General features: G+C 44.0%; 18 protein-coding genes. 13 read left to right on the top strand and 5 right to left on the bottom strand.

The genetic code is table 11. The features are described 5' to 3' along the window. Positions 1 to 91: 91 nt before the first annotated feature. From INE92_RS04720 to mtgA, 3 genes are all read left to right on the top strand, one after another. Positions 92 to 1,444, top strand: a complete 1,353-nt coding sequence (locus INE92_RS04720; protein ID WP_008022103.1) for an MATE family efflux transporter — start codon at positions 92 to 94, stop codon at positions 1,442 to 1,444. A 162-nt stretch (positions 1,445 to 1,606) separates the two neighbouring features. Beyond that, positions 1,607 to 2,317 (top strand): OmpA family protein, encoded by a 711-nt coding sequence (locus INE92_RS04715; protein WP_212701974.1) that lies wholly within the window; start codon positions 1,607 to 1,609, stop codon positions 2,315 to 2,317. Continuing rightward, positions 2,295 to 3,038: a monofunctional biosynthetic peptidoglycan transglycosylase gene (gene mtgA, locus INE92_RS04710; protein WP_195435790.1), complete on the top strand. Its 744-nt coding sequence runs from the start codon at positions 2,295 to 2,297 to the stop codon at positions 3,036 to 3,038. Before INE92_RS04715 ends, mtgA begins: the two co-directional genes overlap by 23 nt. A 270-nt stretch (positions 3,039 to 3,308) precedes the next feature. Here the strand turns inward: mtgA and INE92_RS04705 are convergent, their stop codons facing one another. After that, entirely contained in the window at positions 3,309 to 3,812 is a 504-nt protein-coding gene (locus tag INE92_RS04705) for an RNA polymerase sigma factor (protein ID WP_004300346.1), read from the bottom strand. A gap of 239 nt (positions 3,813 to 4,051) precedes the next feature. Here INE92_RS04705 and INE92_RS04700 point away from each other — a divergent pair, with 239 nt between their 5' ends. The 3 genes from INE92_RS04700 (at position 4,052) to INE92_RS04690 (ending at position 6,300) form a co-directional block, all read left to right on the top strand. Then, on the top strand, positions 4,052 to 4,612 hold the full coding sequence (locus tag INE92_RS04700; protein WP_120144554.1) for a LemA family protein: 561 nt from the start codon (positions 4,052 to 4,054) through the stop codon (positions 4,610 to 4,612). A 45-nt stretch (positions 4,613 to 4,657) separates the two neighbouring features. Then, complete coding sequence (locus INE92_RS04695; RefSeq protein WP_008643886.1) at positions 4,658 to 5,620, top strand: M48 family metallopeptidase; 963 nt, start codon at positions 4,658 to 4,660, stop codon at positions 5,618 to 5,620. A gap of 182 nt (positions 5,621 to 5,802) precedes the next feature. Beyond that, positions 5,803 to 6,300: a DUF4251 domain-containing protein gene (locus INE92_RS04690; protein WP_117683736.1), complete on the top strand. Its 498-nt coding sequence runs from the start codon at positions 5,803 to 5,805 to the stop codon at positions 6,298 to 6,300. A gap of 201 nt (positions 6,301 to 6,501) precedes the next feature. Here the strand turns inward: INE92_RS04690 and INE92_RS04685 are convergent, their stop codons facing one another. Then, positions 6,502 to 7,125 (bottom strand): trimeric intracellular cation channel family protein, encoded by a 624-nt coding sequence (locus INE92_RS04685; RefSeq protein WP_120070177.1) that lies wholly within the window; start codon positions 7,123 to 7,125, stop codon positions 6,502 to 6,504. A gap of 92 nt (positions 7,126 to 7,217) precedes the next feature. On the opposite strand from INE92_RS04685, the gene wecB reads away from it, so the two are divergent. From wecB to INE92_RS04665, 4 genes are all read left to right on the top strand, one after another. Continuing rightward, positions 7,218 to 8,303 (top strand): non-hydrolyzing UDP-N-acetylglucosamine 2-epimerase, encoded by a 1,086-nt coding sequence (gene wecB / locus INE92_RS04680; RefSeq protein WP_195435797.1) that lies wholly within the window; start codon positions 7,218 to 7,220, stop codon positions 8,301 to 8,303. A 366-nt stretch (positions 8,304 to 8,669) separates the two neighbouring features. Next, positions 8,670 to 11,246, top strand: coding sequence for a DUF5686 and carboxypeptidase-like regulatory domain-containing protein (locus tag INE92_RS04675; RefSeq protein ID WP_004311580.1), 2,577 nt, complete (start codon positions 8,670 to 8,672; stop codon positions 11,244 to 11,246). Between the two features lie 6 nt (positions 11,247 to 11,252). Further along, a complete protein-coding gene (locus tag INE92_RS04670) occupies positions 11,253 to 12,524 on the top strand; it encodes a replication-associated recombination protein A (protein WP_008022094.1) in 1,272 nt (423 codons plus the stop codon). 129 nt (positions 12,525 to 12,653) lie between these two features. Continuing rightward, positions 12,654 to 13,610, top strand: a complete 957-nt coding sequence (locus tag INE92_RS04665) for a D-2-hydroxyacid dehydrogenase (protein ID WP_008017346.1) — start codon at positions 12,654 to 12,656, stop codon at positions 13,608 to 13,610. Between the two features lie 360 nt (positions 13,611 to 13,970). Here INE92_RS04665 and cydB read toward each other — a convergent pair whose 3' ends face one another. From cydB to INE92_RS04650, 3 genes are read right to left on the bottom strand one after another with little or no spacing between them, the layout of a single operon-like run. Beyond that, complete coding sequence (cydB, locus tag INE92_RS04660) at positions 13,971 to 15,113, bottom strand: cytochrome d ubiquinol oxidase subunit II (RefSeq protein WP_004313357.1); 1,143 nt, start codon at positions 15,111 to 15,113, stop codon at positions 13,971 to 13,973. 33 nt (positions 15,114 to 15,146) lie between these two features. Beyond that, a complete protein-coding gene (locus INE92_RS04655; RefSeq protein ID WP_151935304.1) occupies positions 15,147 to 16,694 on the bottom strand; it encodes a cytochrome ubiquinol oxidase subunit I in 1,548 nt (515 codons plus the stop codon). A 20-nt stretch (positions 16,695 to 16,714) separates the two neighbouring features. Further along, positions 16,715 to 16,951 carry a DUF4492 domain-containing protein gene (locus INE92_RS04650; protein ID WP_004313359.1) on the bottom strand — a complete coding sequence of 79 codons (237 nt, stop codon included), beginning with the start codon at positions 16,949 to 16,951 and terminating at the stop codon, positions 16,715 to 16,717. 218 nt (positions 16,952 to 17,169) lie between these two features. On the opposite strand from INE92_RS04650, the gene INE92_RS04645 reads away from it, so the two are divergent. The 3 genes from INE92_RS04645 to INE92_RS04635 are packed head-to-tail and all read left to right on the top strand — an operon-like array spanning position 17,170 to position 20,626. Continuing rightward, the gene (locus INE92_RS04645; protein ID WP_195435799.1) at positions 17,170 to 18,567 is read left to right on the top strand and encodes a TolC family protein; all 1,398 of its coding nucleotides are present in this window, start codon (positions 17,170 to 17,172) and stop codon (positions 18,565 to 18,567) included. A gap of 46 nt (positions 18,568 to 18,613) precedes the next feature. Beyond that, positions 18,614 to 19,834, top strand: a complete 1,221-nt coding sequence (locus INE92_RS04640; protein ID WP_195435801.1) for an efflux RND transporter periplasmic adaptor subunit — start codon at positions 18,614 to 18,616, stop codon at positions 19,832 to 19,834. 48 nt (positions 19,835 to 19,882) lie between these two features. Further along, on the top strand, positions 19,883 to 20,626 hold the full coding sequence (locus INE92_RS04635; RefSeq protein WP_004313363.1) for an ABC transporter ATP-binding protein: 744 nt from the start codon (positions 19,883 to 19,885) through the stop codon (positions 20,624 to 20,626). The last annotated feature ends 6 nt before the right edge of the window (positions 20,627 to 20,632 follow it).

The following is a 20,632-nucleotide window of genomic DNA, read 5'->3' as shown; positions in this document are numbered from 1 at the left end:
AGTATCTATGTACTTTGATTAATGAATAATTAGATGCGCGAAGATAGTAATTTTGCGTATCTTTGCACCCCATTTTGATTAGAAAAATTATATGCAAGGAATAAAGAATCTGACACAAGGCCCTATCAATCGTCAACTGTTTAATCTGGCAATGCCGATCATGGCAACGTCGTTTATCCAAATGGCATATAGCCTCACAGATATGGCGTGGGTAGGACGACTGGGAAGTGAAGCCGTAGCCGCCATCGGTTCTGTCGGAATCCTGACCTGGATGTCCGGTTCTATCTCCTTATTAAATAAGGTGGGATCTGAAGTGAGTGTCGGACAATCCATCGGTGCGCAAAGCCAGGAAGATGCCCGCAGTTTCGCGTCTCATAACATCACGATTGCTTTGATTATTTCCATCTGTTGGGGCACACTCCTTTTTATATTTGCAGAACCTATCATACGCATCTATGAACTCGAAGATCATATTACGGCCAATGCCATCCAATATCTGCGGATTGTTTCTACCGGATTGCCTTTTATTTTCCTCTCCGCCGCCTTCACCGGAATTTATAATGCGGCAGGGCGCAGTAAAGTCCCGTTCTTTATCAGCGGCACAGGATTGATACTGAACATCATTCTGGACCCGCTCTTCATTTTCGGTTTCGGGCTGGGAACCAATGGTGCGGCATACGCTACCTGGATTGCGGAAGCAAGTGTTTTCCTAATTTTCGTCTATCAGTTGCGTTGCCGGGATGCTCTGCTTGGCGGTTTCCCTTTCTTCACGCGGCTAAAGAAAAAATATACACGGAGAATCTTTAAACTGGGATTGCCCGTAGCTACTTTGAATACGCTATTTGCTTTCGTCAATATGTTCCTTTGCCGCACCGCCTCGGAACAGGGAGGACACATCGGACTGATGACTTTCACTACCGGAGGGCAAATTGAAGCAATCACCTGGAATACCTCACAGGGATTTTCCACCGCACTAAGTGCCTTCATCGCCCAAAACTACGCCGCCGGACGAGTGGAACGGGTACTTAGAGCCTGGTATACGACTTTATGGATGACGGGAATCTTCGGTACATTCTGCACATTACTATTCGTTTTCTTCGGGAATGAAGTTTTTGCCATATTCGTCCCCGAACAGGCGGCCTACGAAGCCGGAGGTGTGTTCCTCCGTATCGACGGATATTCGCAACTTTTTATGATGCTCGAAATCACCATGCAGGGAGTATTCTACGGCATCGGACGCACCATCCCTCCTGCCATTATCAGCATCAGCTGCAACTATATGCGTATTCCGCTTGCCATCCTGTTTGTACGGATGGGCATGGGAGTGGAAGGAATCTGGTGGGCAGTCTGCATCACCACGGTTGCCAAAGGGTTAATTCTTTTGAGTTGGTTCATTATTATTAAAAAGAAGTGTTTGAGTATTCCTTCAACGATAAAAGGATAATTATCATTTCCCTTTATTAACAAACAAAGGGGCTCGTCCGAGTTATTTTAACTTAAAAAGTACACGCTTGCCAAATAATATGTATCTTTGCATTGTTATTAATAATGCGAAGTGATTCGTATAAAAACATTTTTTATAAACCAATTAAAAAACATCAACATTATGAACAAGATGAAATTTATGGTTCTCTTCATGAGTATTGCCATGATATTTGGTAGCTGTGGAAGTATGAACAACACTGGTAAAGGTGCTGCTATCGGTGGTGGTTCGGGTGCTGCACTAGGTGCGATCCTGGGAGGTGTTATCGGTAAAGGTGCTGCTATCGGTGCTGCTATTGGTACGGCAGTAGGTGCAGGTACAGGTGCTCTTATCGGTAAGAAGATGGACAAAGCAGCAGCAGAAGCAAAACAAATTGAAGGCGCACAAGTAGAACAGATAACAGACAACAACGGATTGCAAGCCGTGAAAGTAACATTCGATTCGGGTATTCTTTTCACTACCGGTAATGCAAATCTAAGTGCTGCTGCTAAATCTGCTTTAAGCAAGTTTGCCAACAATGTGCTCAACCAGAACCGGGATATGGACGTGTCTATCTACGGATATACCGACAACCAGGGCTGGAAGAACAGTACTGCTGCACAAAGCCAGCAAAAGAACCTGAACTTATCACAAGAACGTGCGCAAAGTGTGTCCAGTTACTTGTTGAGTTGCGGTGTTTCCACCAATCAGATCAAGAGTGTACAGGGAATGGGTGAAAGCGATCCCGTTGCAAGCAATGACACTGCTGCCGGTCGCGAACAAAACCGTCGTGTAGAAGTATACATGTACGCAAGTGAACAAATGATTAAAGATGCACAAGCAGCCGCTAATTAAAAAATTACTGCGCTATACGCGCAACCTGCTGATTTTCTTCTTTGCATCAACACTACTAGCAGTGATTATTTACCGTTTCATGCCGGTTTATGTAACTCCGTTGATGGTTATCCGAAGCGTTCAGCAAGTTTTTTCAGGAGATAAACCCACGTGGAAGCACACGTGGGTTTCTTTTGATAAGATATCTCCCAACCTGCCGATGGCGGTCATAGCCTCCGAAGACAACCGTTTTGCCGAACACAACGGGTTCGACTTCGTAGAAATCAAAAAAGCGATGAAAGAAAACGAAACACGCAAACGGAAACGGGGAGCAAGCACCATCAGTCAGCAGACAGCCAAGAATGTATTCTTATGGCCGCAATCTTCGTGGGTACGCAAAGGGTTCGAAGTCTATTTTACGTTTCTCATCGAACTCTTCTGGTCGAAAGAGCGAATCATGGAAGTCTATCTCAACTCTATAGAAATGGGAAATGGCATCTACGGCGCACAAGCAACCGCAAAAAATAAGTTCGGAACAACAGCCGACAAACTGACCCGGGGACAATGTGCACTCATCGCCGCCACCCTCCCCAACCCGATACGATTTAACTCGGCGAAACCTTCGTCATACATACTAAAACGACAAAGTCAGATATTACGGCTAATGAATCTGGTTCCTAAATTCCCACCGGAAGAGAAGGCCGTTGAAAAGAAAAAAAGCAAAAAAAAGAAAAGCAAATAACAAGAAAGAATTTATAACCTAGTTTAATTTACGATTAGACGAATAGGTGATTTACGATTAGACAATTTACGATGTACGATTGAAATAACTTTTGGAATTATAAGTACTTATCTTTGCATAAGTATCTCCTCATTCACAATTCAAATTTCAATCGTACATCGTAAATCGTTTAATCGTAAATAAAATTAGGTTATAAAAAAGGAAGGAGCAATGAGAATCTATCTCTTTGCTCCTTCTGCTAATAAGCTTGTTTGTATGCGCTATCCTCATTTATACAAAATCTTTCAATTCCTGTTGTAAACGTTGACGTGTGAAGAATATGCGGCTCTTCACTGTGCCTAATGGTAATCCTAATTTCTCTGCGATTTCGCGGTATTTAAAACCAGATACGTGCATAGAGAAAGGAATCTTATACTCCCGGGGGAGTGCGTTGACGATGCGGTGCATTTCTTTCAGGTCGTAAGCACCTTCCGTACTTTCAAATCCTGAATCTTGTGGCAGATTTAAGTGATAATAATTATCGGTTGTGTCAACAAAAGTTTGATCGCGTACTATTTTACGGTAGTTATTTATAAAGATGTTACGCATGATAGTGTACATCCATCCTTTGAAATTTGTATCCGGAACATATTTCTCCTCATTGTCTAATGCTTTTAAAGATGTTTCCTGCAATAAGTCATTTGCTTCTTCACGGTTGGCCGTCAATTTATAAGCAAAACGAAGCAACTCTTCCTGTACTCCAATTAAATCTTTTCTGAAACTTAAACTTTTCATACTTTAATGGTTTTATGGTTAATATTCGTTTTTCTCGATGTTTGCAAGTTTAAAGGTATTTTGCTTATCAAGCAGGGTAGAATCCGTTATTTTTTAGGGGGACATTCTATCAAATGACAGATTTCAGGTGCTTTCTGATAGTTTTTAGGTGGTATTTGCGAAATTTATCCCCTACTGCTTGGTTAAAAGAACCAAATAGATTACTTTTGATTTTATATTATTAAATAAAACAAAAAGCTATGACCATACTTATTATTGTAGGGATTATTGTATTGCTGGGCATCATTTTTGCTTCCATGTACAACTCATTAGTGAAATTGAGAAACAATCGTGAAAACGCGTTCGCCGACATCGATGTACAATTGAAACAACGCCATGATCTCATTCCCCAACTGGTAGACACCGTGAAAGGATATGCCGCACACGAAAAGGAAACGCTCGAACGGGTGATTCAGGCACGTAACGGTGCAGTGGGCGCAAAAACGATTGATGATAAGATAGCTGCCGAAAACCAGTTAAGCTCTGCTCTTGCAGGATTGAAAATCACTCTCGAGGCTTATCCCGATTTGAAAGCTAATCAGAATTTCCTGCAATTACAGGAAGAAATTGCTGATGTAGAGAATAAACTGGCTGCTGTCCGCCGTTACTTCAACTCGGCAACTAAAGAATATAATAACGCCGTACAGACATTCCCATCGAATATAGTAGCAGGAATGACCGGATTCCAAAGAGAAATCATGTTCGACCTGGGGAAGAATGAACGTGCGAATCTGGATCAGGCACCTAAAATAAGTTTCTAAACTCTTTATTCACACCGTCCACTCAATTACAAAAGTTGAACACGCATGCAATACGTCGGAATCCAAACACAGCAGAGCCGGAATAATCTGCGCTCTGCGTTTCTACTGTTCCTGTTTCCCTGTCTCGTGGCAGCACTCCTCTATTTATCCTGCTACCTGTTGGTTCTTTTTGGATACGGAAAGAGTATGGAAATAGAAATAATGCCAATGGTCAATCATTTCTTCCTCTCTTCGTTGCCATACACCATGGGGATCGTAATCATCTGGTTTCTGATTGCCTACTGGGCCAACACAAGCATTATCAATTCTGCCACCGGTTCCAAACCGCTGGATCGTATAGAGAATAAACGCGTTTACAACCTGGTAGAAAACCTATGTATGTCGCAAGGCATGAAGATGCCGAAAATCAATATCATCTATGACAGTTCTCTGAATGCATTTGCAAGCGGTATCAATGAACGTACATACACTGTTACCCTCTCGGAAGGTATCATCAAAAAACTGAATGATGAAGAACTGGAAGCAGTGATTGCGCATGAGCTAAGTCATATCCGCAATCGTGACGTGCGCTTGCTGATAATATCCATCGTCTTTGTCGGTATCTTTTCCATGCTGACAGAAATCACATTATATACCATCACGCACATACGTGTACGCAGCAACAGCAAAGGTAGTGGCGGCATTTTTCTTTTCATTCTACTCGCTTTAGTGATAGCTGCCATCGGTTATCTTTTCTCAAGCCTGATGCGTTTTGCCATTTCACGCAAACGCGAATACATGGCAGACGCGGGATCGGCAGAAATGACGAAGAATCCGTTGGCACTGGCCAGTGCTCTCCGCAAAATATCGGCAGATCCTGCCATCGAGGCAGTAGAAAGGAAAGACGTGGCGCAATTATTTATACAGAATCCTAAAAAGAAATCGAAAAGTATATTCAGCGGAATCAACGGATTGTTTGCCACTCATCCTCCCATTGAAAAACGAATTGAAATACTGGAACAGTTCTAAAAGCCTGTTCTAATTTTCTTCCCAAGCGTTTTTATTCAAAAGTTGATTATGCCCTTAATTGGTCTAAACTTATAAATAACAGGGATTTCTGTTTAATTTTCATTAAAGGAAACAGAACTATCCCTGTCTTTTTCTTATATTTGGTTGTTATACATATATACATCAACCTAAATACAACTGATATGAGAACGAAGAAACAAATCTTTATGCTGTTACTAGCCTTGCTAGTGGGCATCCCTACCCTTTCGGCTCAAAGTAAAAAGGAAAAGAAAGAACAGAAGAAAGAAGCCGTAAAGAAGCTGATTGAATCTGAAAACTACAAGATAGATGTCAACACCGCCATGCCGATGCGCGGACGCTCCATCCCTTTGACATCTTCCTACTCACTGGAAATCAGAAACGATTCGGTCATTTCTTATCTGCCTTATTATGGACGAGCTTACAGCATCCCCTATGGCGGAGGCGACGGGCTAAATTTTAAAGCTGTGCTCAAAGAATACAGTATGAAAATGGATAAGAAAGGAAATGCCGTCATCGAGTTTATCGCACGCAATCCCGAAGACAGGTATGAATACAGAGTCAAAGTATTCCCCAATGGTTCGGCAAGCATTGATGTCAATATGCAAAACCGTCAGTCCATTAGTTTTCAGGGGGAGCTGTATATAAAGGAAGAGAAGTAAGTAAGAAACAAAAACAAGTAAGAGAAACGGGCTAAATAATTTTGTATTATTAGGTGTGGATTGCACGGATTACACGGTTGTTAGAATGATGATTACCATACAGCAACCGTGTAATCCGTGCCTAATTTTATAATATAAACTATTAATTCTTAGCTATCCGATAGAAACAATATGAACACATTCACTCGGGCAATATCTTTTTTATTCTTCCGGCTCTTCCCCACCTTTTAATATAGGCAGGCAAATGTGATATTTTACAGCTAAGATGCGAGTCAGAAACACGACTGATCCGCCAATCAACTGACAAGCGTAGGACTCCATACCTGCGAGATCGCAAATCCAATATGCAATACCGCCTACGACACAAGCCATTGCGTAAATCTCCTTTCGGAAGATAAGAGGTATTTCATTGATAAATACGTCACGAATCACCCCACCAGCCGCTCCAGTAATGCTACCCATGATAATCGCCACCCAGAAAGGATAACCCAAAGCAATGCTCTTGCCTACACCTACCACGGTAAACAGTGCCAGACCGATGGTATCGAAAATGAAGAAAGTATTATTGAGCCGGATGAGCCAGCGTCCGAAACAGATGACCCATAACAAAGCCAGTCCTGTACAAATCAGATAGATAGGGTCAGTCATCCATCCCGGTGTCACGTCGAGCAGTACATCACGGATGGTACCGCCGCCGATAGCCGTAGCAAGTCCTACCACATAAGCGCCGAACCAGTCGAAACGTTTCGCCGAAGCTAGCCGGATACCACTAATAGCAAAGGCAAATGTGCCTATAAAATCAAGAATTTGAACGAATGTGGGCATATATTTGTTATTTTGTATGCAAAGTAACGAATAAATTCCGTAAGAAAATGTACTTTTGCTTCACGAATTAAACCGAATAAGGTAGAAACAATATGAAAATAACAATTGTTGCGGGGGCACGCCCCAATTTTATGAAGATAGCTCCCATTACACGCGCTATTGAAGCCGCACGGGCGCTGGGTAAAAGTATCTCTTACCGACTGGTTTATACAGGGAGGAAAGATGATACAAGTCTGGATGCTTCTCTCTTTTCGGATCTCGATATGAAAGCTCCCGATGTGTATCTGGGAGTGGAAAGCAGTAATCCAACGAGTTTGACAGCCGGAATCATGGTAGCCTTCGAACAAGAACTGACGGAGAATCCGGCACACGTAGTCCTTGTGGTAGACGACTTGACCGCAACCATGAGTTGTGCCATCGTTGCCAAGAAACAAGGCATCAAGGTAGCACATCTCGTAGCCGGAACCCGTTCTTTCGATATGAAAATGCCGAAAGAAGTCAACCGCATGATTACAGACGGACTATCCGACTATCTGTTCACAGCCGGTATGGTTGCCAACCGCAACCTGAACCAGACGGGAACGGAAAGCGAAAACGTATATTATGTAGGCAACATTCTGATTGATGCCATCCGCTACAACCGGAACCGCTTGCTCAAACCGATATGGTTCTCCGTCTTGGGACTGCAAGAAGGAAATTATCTCCTATTTACTCTCAACCGTCGTGTATTACTCGGCAATAAGGAGAATCTGCGTCAGTTGATGAAAACAATCATCGACAAGTCTGCCGGTATGCCTATCGTTGCACCGCTGCACACCTACGTGCGCAATGCCATCAAAGAGTTGGACATCGAAGCTCCGAATCTCCATATCATGCCGCCGCAGAACTACCTGTTCTTCGGTTATCTGATAAACAAGGCGAAAGGAATCATAACAGATTCAGGAAACGTAGCCGAAGAAGCGACCTTCCTGGGTATTCCTTGTATCACACTCAACACGTATGCCGAACATCCGGAAACGTGGCGCATGGGAACCAACGAACTTGTCGGAGAAGATCCTGCCCTGCTTGCCAAAACCATGGATACACTGATGTACGGTGAATGGAAACGTGGCGAACTTCCCGAACGTTGGGACGGACGTACCGCAGAGCGTATTGTACAGATACTTACGAGCAAATAACATTTACCCGGCATGTTCCATTCCGTTTCCCGGCATGGAACTGTTAGTTTCACGCCTTGAAACTAATAGTTTCACACCGAGAAACAAAGTGTTTCACACCGAGAAACCAACAGTTTCATGCCGGGAAACAAAAAGTTTCAAAGGTTGAAACAAAAAGTGCCCTACAACGGGAGCAAAGGTTTCAAATACCGAAACTGGGAGAACGAAATGCGGAAATGCCCTTATCAAAAGGATTAACAGCGGGATGTTCCTTGAATTATCGGACGATATATGCTTGTAAACAACCAAAAACGATGGGTAAAAAAAGTTATATATTCTGTTATCCTTAGAGTTATTTGTTAACTTTGCAGCCCTACTACGAACGTTATGATACAACGATATAACAAAATACTTATACTGTTCTTACTCGTATTGGTAGCTTCCAATGCTTTTGCGCAGCAAATTAAAGGGGTAGTCACTGATTCGATTACCCACGAGCCATTGATGTATATCTCTGTTTACTATCAGGAGAAGAGAGATATGGGAACCATCACCAATATTGACGGAGAATACAGTCTTGACACCCGCAGAAACGGAGGGACACTGGTGTTCTCCGCTGTAGGTTATATCAGTAAAACGGTTCGGGTTGGTTCCAACAATCAGACAGTGAACGTTAAGTTAGCTCCGGATAATGTGCTCCTGAACGAGGTTGTCGTGAAACCTCAAAAGGAGAAATACTCCCGCAAGAACAATCCGGCAGTGGAATTCATGAAGAAGGTAATCGAACACAAAAAGGCACAAGTCCTCGAAGTGAACGAGTACTATCAGTACGACAAGTACGAGAAGATGAAAATGTCTATCAACGACCTCACACCGGAAAAGCTTGAAAAAGGTATCTACAAAAAATATTCATTCTTAAGAGACCAAGTGGAAGTGTCGGAAACAACCAATAAGTTGATTCTCCCTATTTCCGTACAGGAAACGTCCTCGCAAACCATCTACCGCAAAAATCCCGAAAACAAGAAAACGATTATCAAAGGAAAGAACTCCAATGGTATAGAAGAATTTTTCTCTACGGGAGATATGCTCGGCACCGTATTGAAAGACGTATTTGCCGACATCAATATCTACGATGATGATATCCGGTTGCTTCAGCAGCGTTTCGTCAGTCCGATCGGTAACAATGCCATCTCATTTTATAAATATTATCTGATGGATACATTGATGGTAAACAAACGCGAATGTGTCCACCTCACTTTTGTTCCGCAAAACTCGCAAGACTTCGGATTCACCGGACATCTGTATGTATTGAATGATTCTACATACGCCGTTCAGAAATGTACAATGAACCTGCCTAAAAAGACCGGAGTCAACTTTGTCAACCGCATGGACATCACGCAACAGTATGAGCAACTGCCCAACGGCAACTGGGTGTTGGCGGATGATGACATGACCGTAGACCTTTCCTGGAATTCCAACAAAACAGCAGGTGGATTGCAGGTGGAACGAACCACGAAATATAGTAATTATAAATTCGATCCTATTGAACAACGACTGTTCCGGTTGAAAGGCAGCGTGATAAAAGAAGCGGATATGCTCTCGAAAAGCGATGAGTACTGGGCGAGTGTCCGTCAAGTACCATTGACAAAGAAAGAAAGTTCGATGGATGTATTCGTCAACCGTCTTGAACAGATTCCGGGATTCAAATACATCATCTTCGGAGCGAAAGCACTGATTGAGAACTTTGTAGAGACAGGAAGCAAAGAGCATCCGAGCAAAGTGGACATCGGCCCTATCAACACCATGATTTCGAGCAATTACATTGATGGCACCCGTTTCCGGTTGAGCGGTATGACTACGGCTCATTTCGACAAGCACTGGTTCTTGAGCGGATACGGAGCATACGGTCTGAAAGACGAACGCTGGAAATATAGCGGAACGGTGACTTATTCGTTCAACAAACGCGATTATGTGGTTTGGGAGTTCCCGAAACATTATCTTTCGGCAACGTACAGTTATGACGTAATGTCTCCGATGGACAAATTCCTGTTTACGGATAAAGATAATATCTTCCTGTCGGTCAAGACAACGACAGTAGACCAAATGTCGTATATGCGCGACGCCACCATTAATTATGAACTCGAAACGCTGACCGGATTCGGAGTGAAAGCCATGCTGCGCCACCGTAACGACGAGCCTACCGGCAAACTGGAATACCTGCGCAATGATGCCGCACAAACCCGTGTGCACGATGTCACGACTTCCGAAGCAAGTCTGACGCTGCGCTATGCGCCGGGCGAATCATTTGTCAACTCCAAGCAACGCCGCGTGCCTGTGTCGCTGGACGCTCCTATCTTTACGCTCACTCATGCTATGGGTTTCAAAGGAGTATTGGGCGGGGATTATAACTTTAACCGCACGGAAGCAAGTGTGTGGAAACGTTTCTGGCTCCCGGCTTCCTGGGGAAAGATTGATTGCAGCGTGAAAGCAGGTGCAGAATGGAACACAGTTCCTTTCCCGTTGTTAATCCTGCCGGAAGCCAACTTGTCCTACATCACCCAGCGCGAAACGTTCAACTTGATTAATAACATGGAATTCCTGAACGACCGTTACGCTTCCATGTCATTATCCTACGACATGAATGGAAAACTCTTCAACCGTATTCCTCTTATCAAGAACCTGAAATGGAGGGAAATGTTCCGTGTACGTGCTCTGTGGGGAACATTGACGGACAAGAACAATCCGTTCAAGAGCAACAATCCCGATTTGTTCCGTTTCCCGACACGCGACGGTAAGTTCACCAGTTTCGTGATGGACCCGAAAGTGCCGTATGTCGAAGCAAGTGTAGGTATCTACAACATTTTCAAGTTGCTGCACGTTGAGTATGTACATCGTTTCACTTATCGTGATAATCCGGGTATCAACAAAAACGGTATCCGCTTCATGGTATTAATGGTATTCTAAAAAATTATGCAACCACTAGCAGAACGGTTACGGCCAAAGACTTTGGATGATTATATCGGTCAGAAACATTTAGTTGGACCGGGGGCTATCTTGCGGAAAATGATTGACGCAGGACGCATCTCTTCGTTTATTCTCTGGGGACCTCCCGGAGTGGGTAAAACAACCCTTGCGCAAATCATTGCCAACAAACTGGAAACCCCTTTCTATACGTTAAGTGCCGTGACTTCCGGTGTGAAGGATGTGCGCGAAGTGATAGAACGTGCCAAGAGCAACCGCTTCTTTTCACAGTCCAGCCCAATTCTGTTTATCGATGAAATCCATCGGTTCAGCAAGTCGCAGCAGGATTCTCTGTTGGGAGCGGTAGAGAACGGAACAGTCACGCTGATTGGCGCAACAACGGAGAATCCGTCGTTTGAGGTCATCCGCCCTCTCCTGTCCCGCTGCCAGCTTTATGTGCTCAAATCTTTGGAGAAAGAAGATTTATTGGAACTTCTGCAACGTGCCATCACCACGGATGCCGTATTGAAAGAACGCAAAATTGAATTGAAAGAAACAACGGCCATATTGCGTTTCTCCGGTGGAGACGCCCGCAAGCTGCTTAATATATTGGAACTCGTTGTGCAATCGGAAACGGAAGAGACTGTTGTCATCACCGATGAAATGGTGACCGAACGGTTGCAACAAAATCCGCTGGCATACGACAAGGATGGAGAGATGCATTATGACATTATCTCCGCTTTCATCAAGTCTATTCGTGGCAGTGATCCTGATGGAGCGATCTATTGGCTGGCCCGTATGGTGGAAGGAGGAGAAGATCCTGCTTTCATTGCCCGCCGACTGGTGATTTCGGCTGCCGAGGACATTGGTTTGGCAAACCCGAACGCACTGCTTCTCGCTAACGCCTGCTTTGAAACATTGATGAAAATCGGCTGGCCCGAAGGACGGATTCCTTTAGCTGAAACAACGATTTATCTGGCTACCAGTCCGAAGAGTAATTCGGCATACAGCGCGATCAATGACGCACTGGAGTTAGTCCGTTCAACCGGCAATCTGCCTGTCCCCTTGCATCTGCGCAATGCTCCGACCAAACTGATGAAGCAACTGGGCTACGGACAGGAATATAAATATGCACACAGCTATGAAGGTAACTTTGTCAAACAGCAATTCCTTCCGGACGAACTGAAAGACAAACGGATATGGCAACCGCAAAACAATCCGGCAGAGCAGAAGCATGCCGAACGGATGATACAGTTGTGGGGAGACAAATTCAAAAAATGATATTTTTCAGGCACAGATTACGCAGATGCTTTATTTTTTAGAAAACGTGAAATCCGTATAATCCGTGCCTATAATATCAATATGTTGTTAAGAAAACACGTATAACTTATTATTAATATTGAAATTGAAATGAAGATTGTAGTTTTAGACGGCTTTGCCGCCAATCCCGGAGATTTATCCTGGGAAGGTATGAAAGTTCTTGGAGAATGTACAATTTATGATCGTACAGCTCCGGAAGAGGTATTAGAACGTGCAGCCGGTGCAGAAGCAATTCTGACTAACAAGGTAATCATCAATGCAGACCACATGGCTGCACTGCCCGAACTGAAATATATCGGTGTATTGGCTACCGGATACAACGTGGTAGACACAGCTGCTGCCAAAGAACGGGGAATCGTCGTTACTAATATTCCTTCATACAGCACCGCTTCCGTTGCTCAAATGGTATTTTCGCATATCCTGAACATCACTCAACAAGTGCAACACCACTCCGAAGAAGTGCACAAAGGCCGTTGGACAAACAACAAGGATTTCTGTTTTTGGGACACTCCGTTGATGGAACTTCGGGATAAGAAAATCGGTCTGGTAGGATTGGGAAACACCGGATATACCACAGCGCGTGTTGCTATCGGATTCGGTATGCAAGTGTACGCATTGACTTCTAAATCTCACTTCCAGTTACCACCGGAAATCAAGAAAATGGATTTGGATCAATTGTTCAGCGAGTGTGATATTATCAGTTTGCACTGCCCGCTTACACCGGATACACGCGAAATGGTGAATGCACGCCGTCTTGCCATGATGAAGCCGACAGCCATCTTAATCAATACCGGTCGCGGACCGCTTATCAACGAACAAGATCTTGCAGATGCTTTGAACAGCGGTAAGATTTATGCAGCCGGCGTAGACGTGCTTTCTACCGAACCGCCTTGTGCCGACAATCCATTGCTGACAGCAAAGAACTGCTACATCACTCCGCACATTGCCTGGGCAACCATAGAGGCTCGTGAACGTCTGATGAATATTGCAATCAGCAATCTTCAGGCTTACATTTCTGGCAAACCGGAGAATGTAGTCAATAAATAATTAACATTAGTGTAATTCATAATGAGGGTATCATAATGCCCGAATTGAAAGATTTACCTCTGCTACACATTGAAACTGAACTGCACCCTAAAAGTTAGTCACAAAACTTTAGGTGTGCAGTTTAAGTTATGTGTGGCAGGGGGATTTTTCTAAAGAAAAGTGTTTAGGCACACCGCTGACTATAATATATAAAAAGCTCCCCTTATTTTATCTCTCTACCATGACTTAGAGTGATGTTACATAAGGGGAGTTTATTTGTTCCGACTAGAATCTCTATTTCGAAATTCTATATGGACAATGTATGAGTGTATGGACAAAATTATTAGTACACAGACACAAGACTAATATACAAATAATATATTAGTATGAGTGTCCTCCTTCATCCATTTCTTTCTCGGTAATCTTATGCCGGTCGATACTACGCCAAGCGTAGAAAATATAAGCAATCACAAACGGAACAAGAATGGAAACATAAGCCATTGTCTTCAGTGTAAATTCACTGGAGCAGCTATTGGCTAATGTCAATGAGCTTTGCAGGTCGGTATATGACGGATAATAGGCAGTATTGTTGTACCCTGCTACCAGTAGCAAAGATAAAACAGTCAGTACCGTACCGATTCCTGCAAACCAGATACCTTTATCAAAAGTCTTTTTAAGCAATGTCTTTCCGATACCGAAAAGAACCAGTACCACCCCAATCAGGAATAAAGCCAGCACTACCGGCATCTCGATAAAGTTTGTGAGATACTTGTATGGCTGCATATAAATCTCCTGTGTTTCCGGGTTAACGGCAAAGCCTTCGGACACCAATGTACGAATGACAAACGACAAAAAGAATACAAGGAACAAGACTGTGTTATTGCGTACTGCACGACGACATTTGTCGGTCAGTTCTTTGTCATCAATATTATTAATGAAATAGAGTGCTCCCAATACACGAGCAAGGAAGAAGACAGCCAATCCAAGAATTACATTCCAGATATTCGTCAACGCATCCAATCCGTGCCAGCCATTTCCCCAATGACTGATTACCGGCATAATAGTGTCTGTCATATTGGCCTTATTAATATAGAAATCAGAACCGGTGAAGAAAGTAGCCACCGCCCCGCCAAGTAACACAGGACCCACTACCCCATTAATCACCAAGAAAGTCTGATATGTCTTTTTACCTAACAGATTTCCTGCCTTACTCTGAAACTCATAACTGACAGCCTGCAATACAAAACTGAAAAGTATAATCATCCAAAGCCAATAAGCACCACCGAAACTGGTACTGTAGAACAACGGGAAAGAAGCAAAGAAAGCTCCTCCAAACGTCACCAACGTAGTAAACGTAAACTCCCACTTACGCCCGGTAGAATTCACCATCATCTTACGATGCTCTTCGGTTTTACCCAGACAGAACAATAATGAATTACCTCCCTGCACAAACAATAAGAACACGAGTATGGCTCCCAGCAAGGAAACGACAAGCCACCAATATTGTTGCAAAAATATATACATAAGTTTCAAGTATTAAGTAATAAGTATTAAGTATTATGCGTCCGGTCCTTTCTTGATAGCTTTCACCATAATTCCGACACCTGCAATCAGCATCACTGTAAACAGGAGCAGGAAGATAAAGAACGTAGTTTGCACGGAGCTTACATCCAGTTTGGAGATAGCAGCCATCGTAGGCAACATATCGCGGATAGCCCACGGCTGACGACCACATTCGGCAACCACCCATCCGGCTTGTCCGGCGATGTAACCCAAAGGAATTGTCAGCAGAGCAATCCAGTGCATCCAGCGCATCTTACTCAAATCCTTTTTATAGATAAAGAAAAGAACGACTATAAAGAACAGGATGAAATATCCGCCCAAGATTACCATTATACGGAATGCGTAGAAGTTGAGAGGAACATTCGGAACCAGTTGGTTCACATCTTTGATATATCCGTAGCCAAAATAGGGAATATTTTCCTGCAATACATTATATGCAATCTTCGCATCCTCCTCGTGTCCGGCACTCTTTGCTGCACGATAGGCGGCCAATGCGCCGATAGCCGTTTTACCACGTTCTATCTTCTCGGCAGCAGAGAGAGCCTTCGATCCGTCTTTCAACTGATACCCCCCTTCGATAATATTCGTAATGCCCGGAACGTAACCGTCCACATTACGCTCGGCAAGGAAAGAAAGCATACTCGGGATTTCAAAACGGAAGAGGAAAGGATCTTTCCCATCGTTGTAAGTCTTCTTTTCAGGATTCAATACTCCTATTCCGACCAGACCGACATTCGTTCCGCCTTCATACAGACCTTCCACAGCAGCCAGTTTCATCGGTTGTGTTTGGGCAATCTGATAACCGGAACCGTCACCCGTCCAAACAGAAAGCAACGATGCTACCAATCCGAAGATTGCACCAATCTTGATGCTGGCCAATGCAAACTCACGATTACGTTTCTTCAGCAAGTACCAACAACTGATACCGACCACAAAAATAGCACCCAACACCCAGCCGGACAATACCGTGTGGAAGAACTTATTGACTGCTACAGGCGAGGTAGCCACCGCCCAAAAATCAACCATCTCATTACGGACAGTGTCAGGATTGAATTCCATGCCTACCGGATGCTGCATCCATGCGTTGGCAACGAGAATCCACCAGGCGGAAATCGTAGCTCCCAATCCCGTCAGCCAGGTGGAAGTCAAGTGGAAACGTTTACTTACTTTTCCCCATCCGAAGAACATGACCGCAATAAACGTAGCTTCCATAAAGAATGCCAAAATACCTTCAATAGCCAACGGAGCACCGAAGATATCCCCTACAAACCACGAATAATTGCTCCAGTTCGTACCGAATTCAAACTCCAGAATCAAACCCGTTGCCACACCGATGGCAAAGTTAATACCGAAAAGTTTCATCCAAAACTGGGCAGTCTTTTTCCAAAATTCGTTGCCTGTTTTATAATACAGCGTCTCCATGATTCCCATCACTACTGCCAGTCCGAGTGTGAGGGGAACAAAAATCCAGTGGTACATGGCTGTCATCGCAAATTGGGCTCTCGACCAATCGATCAGCGAGGTGTCAATACTTTCAATCATAATCCTATGTAGTTTAAGAGTTAAAAATCAGTAGATTTATCGGGGATGGCACGTTCTATCAGTTCATTTCCCACGTATGTACCTTTGTCGGCATCCGTTGGGTGGTCGCCGAGGAAATCAGGGAAAAAGAACATTTTGAGGATGAAGAACATGACGAATAATTTCAGCAAAATAATAACCCATAGGGTACGTCCTAAGGTCATACTACGGAAACCCTCCAAATAGAAGTTCCAGATCGTAAGCAGTGTATTCTTCATATGTTGACGTTATAATTTGTAATGAGTACAAATATACATTTTTTATAATTAAAACAAACAAGTAGTCAAAAAAGTTGCAAGATTTGTCGTGTTTTTCTTCAAAAACCTACCTATCGACAGAAAAAAATCATTTAACGGCGAAATAACGTCATCCGTCTATCGTTTTTGCGGCATATATAATATGTACGTACCTTCGCTAACAGTAAATCAATAGAAGTATGAATATGATAAATGTAAGAAGATTGACAGTGATGACATTTCTTGGAGCAGGTATGCTGTCCGGCATATCTGCCCAGGTTTCTCCGCTGCAAGTCGATACGCTGAAAGAAACGAAAATCCCGGATCAATGGGACTTGCAGTCATGCATCGACTATGCAAAGGAACAGAACATTACAATTCGTAAGAACCGGATCACTGCGGTCAGCACGCAGATTGATGTGAAGACAGCTAAAGCTGCCATGTTCCCCAGTCTTTCGTTTTCTACCGGCCAACAGGTGGTGAATCGTCCGTATCAGGAGACAAGTAGCCGGGTGAGCGGTAGCGAGATTATCAGTAGCAACAGCAAAACGAGCTACAACGGTAATTATGGACTGAATGCTTCGTGGACTCTATATAATGGTAATAAACGGTTGAAAACCATCCAACAGGAGAAGTTGAATAATCAGATGGCCGAGCTGGATGTGGCGACTTCCGAAAATAATATTCAAGAGTCCATCGCTCAAGTATATATCCAGATTCTTTATGCAGCCGAATCTGTGAAAGTAAACGAAAACACCCTGCAAGTTTCCATTGCGCAGCGCGACCGAGGACAGGAACTTCTGAATGCCGGAAGTATTGCCAAAAGCGACCTCGCGCAACTGGAAGCACAGGTGAGCACCGACCGATACCAACTTGTCACCGCGCAAGCCACTCTTGAAGATTACAAATTGCAACTGAAACAACTGCTCGAACTGGATGGGGAGAATGAAATGAACATCTACCTCCCTGCCCTGTCCGACGAAAATGTGCTGGCTCCGCTGCCTACCAAAAGAGATGTGTACATCAGCGCATTGAGCCTTCGTCCGGAGATTGAAGCAAGCAAACTGAATGTAGAAGCTTCTGAACTGGGTATCAATATCGCCAAATCAAGCTATTTCCCCACCATCAGCCTTAGCGCAGGAATCGGAACCAACCATACCAGCGGTAGCGATTTCACCTTCGGAGAACAAGTGAAGAACGGATGGAACAACTCTATCGGACTGTCTGTCAGTGTGCCTATCTTCAATAACCGTCAAACGAAAAGTGCCGTACAAAAAGCTAAATTGCAGTACGAAACGAGCATGTTATCCTTGCTTGACGAACAAAAGGCACTGTACAAAACCATTGAAAGCCTTTGGTTGGATGCCAACAGCGCGCAACAGCGTTATGCTGCCGCAAACGAAAAGCTGAAAAGTACAAAAATCAGCTATGAGTTGATTAGCGAACAGTTTAATTTGGGAATGAAGAATACCGTAGAACTCCTTACTGAAAAGAATAATTTGCTGCAAGCACAGCAGGAACAGCTTCAGGCTAAATATATGGCTATACTGAATACGCAGTTGCTGAAGTTCTATCAGGGAGATCAATTAGCTTTATAAAGAGTATAAAATCAGCATTATAAATAAGTAAAAGCATAATAAACGAATGAAAACGAAAAAGATTATTCTAATCGCCGTAGTAGTCGTCGTGGTTGTAGGAGCAGGAATATGGCTCTTTGCCGGTTCACCCGCCAAACACAAAGTGACGTACGCCACCGCTACTGTCAGTAAAGGCGATATTTCAAATTCGGTGACTGCTACCGGAACGATCGAACCGGTGACGGAAGTAGAAGTCGGTACGCAGGTGTCCGGTATCATCGACAAAATTTACGTAGATTACAACTCGGAAGTAACCAAAGGACAGCTGATTGCTGAGATGGACCGCGTCACATTGCAAAGTGAACTGGCCTCACAGCAGGCAACTTACGATGGTGCGAAAGCTGAATATGAATATCAGAAAAAGAATTATGAACGCAGCAAAGGCTTGCACGAAAAGTCACTGATTAGTGATACGGACTTCGAACAGGCACTCTACAATTATCAGAAAGCGAAAAGCAGCTATGACAGCAGTAAGGCATCGCTCGCGAAAGCGGAACGTAACCTATCTTACGCTACCATTACTTCACCGATTGACGGAGTAGTCATCAGCCGTGATGTAGAAGCAGGACAAACCGTTGCTTCCGGATTCGAAACTCCGACACTATTCACCATTGCTGCCGACCTGACACAGATGCAAGTAGTAGCCGACGTAGATGAAGCTGATATAGGTGGTATCATAGAAGGCCAACGTGCCAGCTTCACGGTAGATGCTTATCCGAATGATGTATTCGAAGGGATCGTTACCCAAATTCGTTTGGGCGACGCAAGCAGTACGAGCAACACGAGCAGCACTTCAACAGTAGTCACTTACGAAGTAGTCATCTCTGCCCCTAACCCCGACTTGAAACTGAAGCCGCGTTTGACGGCTAATGTCACGATCTATATCCTTGACAAAAAAGACGTATTGTCCGTTCCGAACAAAGCCTTACGATTCACACCGGAAAAACCGCTGATCGGTAAAAATGACATCGTGAAAGATTGCGAAGGCGAACATAAACTTTGGACGCGCGAAGGAACTACATTCACCGCTCATCCGGTAGAAGTGGGAATCAGCAACGGCATATCCACCGAAATTATCAGTGGTATTCCCGAAGGGACAAAGGTGGTAACCGAAGCTACTATAGGTGTAATGCCCGGTGAAAACATGGGACCTGAAGGAAATATGGAAAATGGCGGAGAAAGAAGCCCGTTCATGCCGGGCCCTCCGGGAAGTAAGAAGAAAAAATAATTATTCAATGTGCCAATAACGAATTGGCGCATTAGCACATTATTTACAATGAAAAAAGTAATTGAAATACAAAATATCAAACGTAACTTTCAGGTAGGCGACGAAACCGTTCACGCATTGCGGGGCGTTTCGTTCAATATCAATGAAGGGGAGTTTGTCACCATCATGGGTACTTCCGGTTCGGGAAAATCCACGCTGCTTAATATATTAGGCTGCCTGGACACCCCGACAAGCGGAGAGTATCTGCTCGACGATATTCCCGTACGTACGATGAGCAAGCCTCAACGTGCAGTACTAAGAAACCGGAAGATTGGATTCGTGTTCCAAAGCTACAACCTGTTGCCTAAAACAACGGCAGTGGAAAATGTGGAACTACCGCTGATGTATAACTCTGCCGTCAGTGCTTCCGAACGTCGCCGACGTGCCATCGAGTCTTTACAGGCCGTAGGATTGGGGGATCGTCTGGAACACAAATCCAACCAGATGTCCGGCGGACAGATGCAACGGGTAGCCATTGCACGTGCCTTGGTCAACAATCCGGCAGTAATTCTTGCCGACGAAGCGACCGGAAACCTCGATAGCCGTACTTCCTTCGAGATACTTGTACTGTTTCAGAAACTTCATGCAGAGGGACGTACGATTATCTTTGTGACACATAATCCCGAACTTTCGCAATATAGCAGCCGGAATATCCGTCTGCGTGACGGGCAGGTTATCGAGGATACTGCCAATCCGAAAATTCTGTCTGCCGCCGAAGCACTGGCGGCATTGCCGAAGAATGACGAGGATTAATTAATG

This window comes from Bacteroides xylanisolvens, assembly GCF_018289135.1.
GTDB classification, from domain to species: domain Bacteria; phylum Bacteroidota; class Bacteroidia; order Bacteroidales; family Bacteroidaceae; genus Bacteroides; species Bacteroides xylanisolvens.
This window is presented reverse-complemented; position numbering and strand designations above follow the sequence as displayed.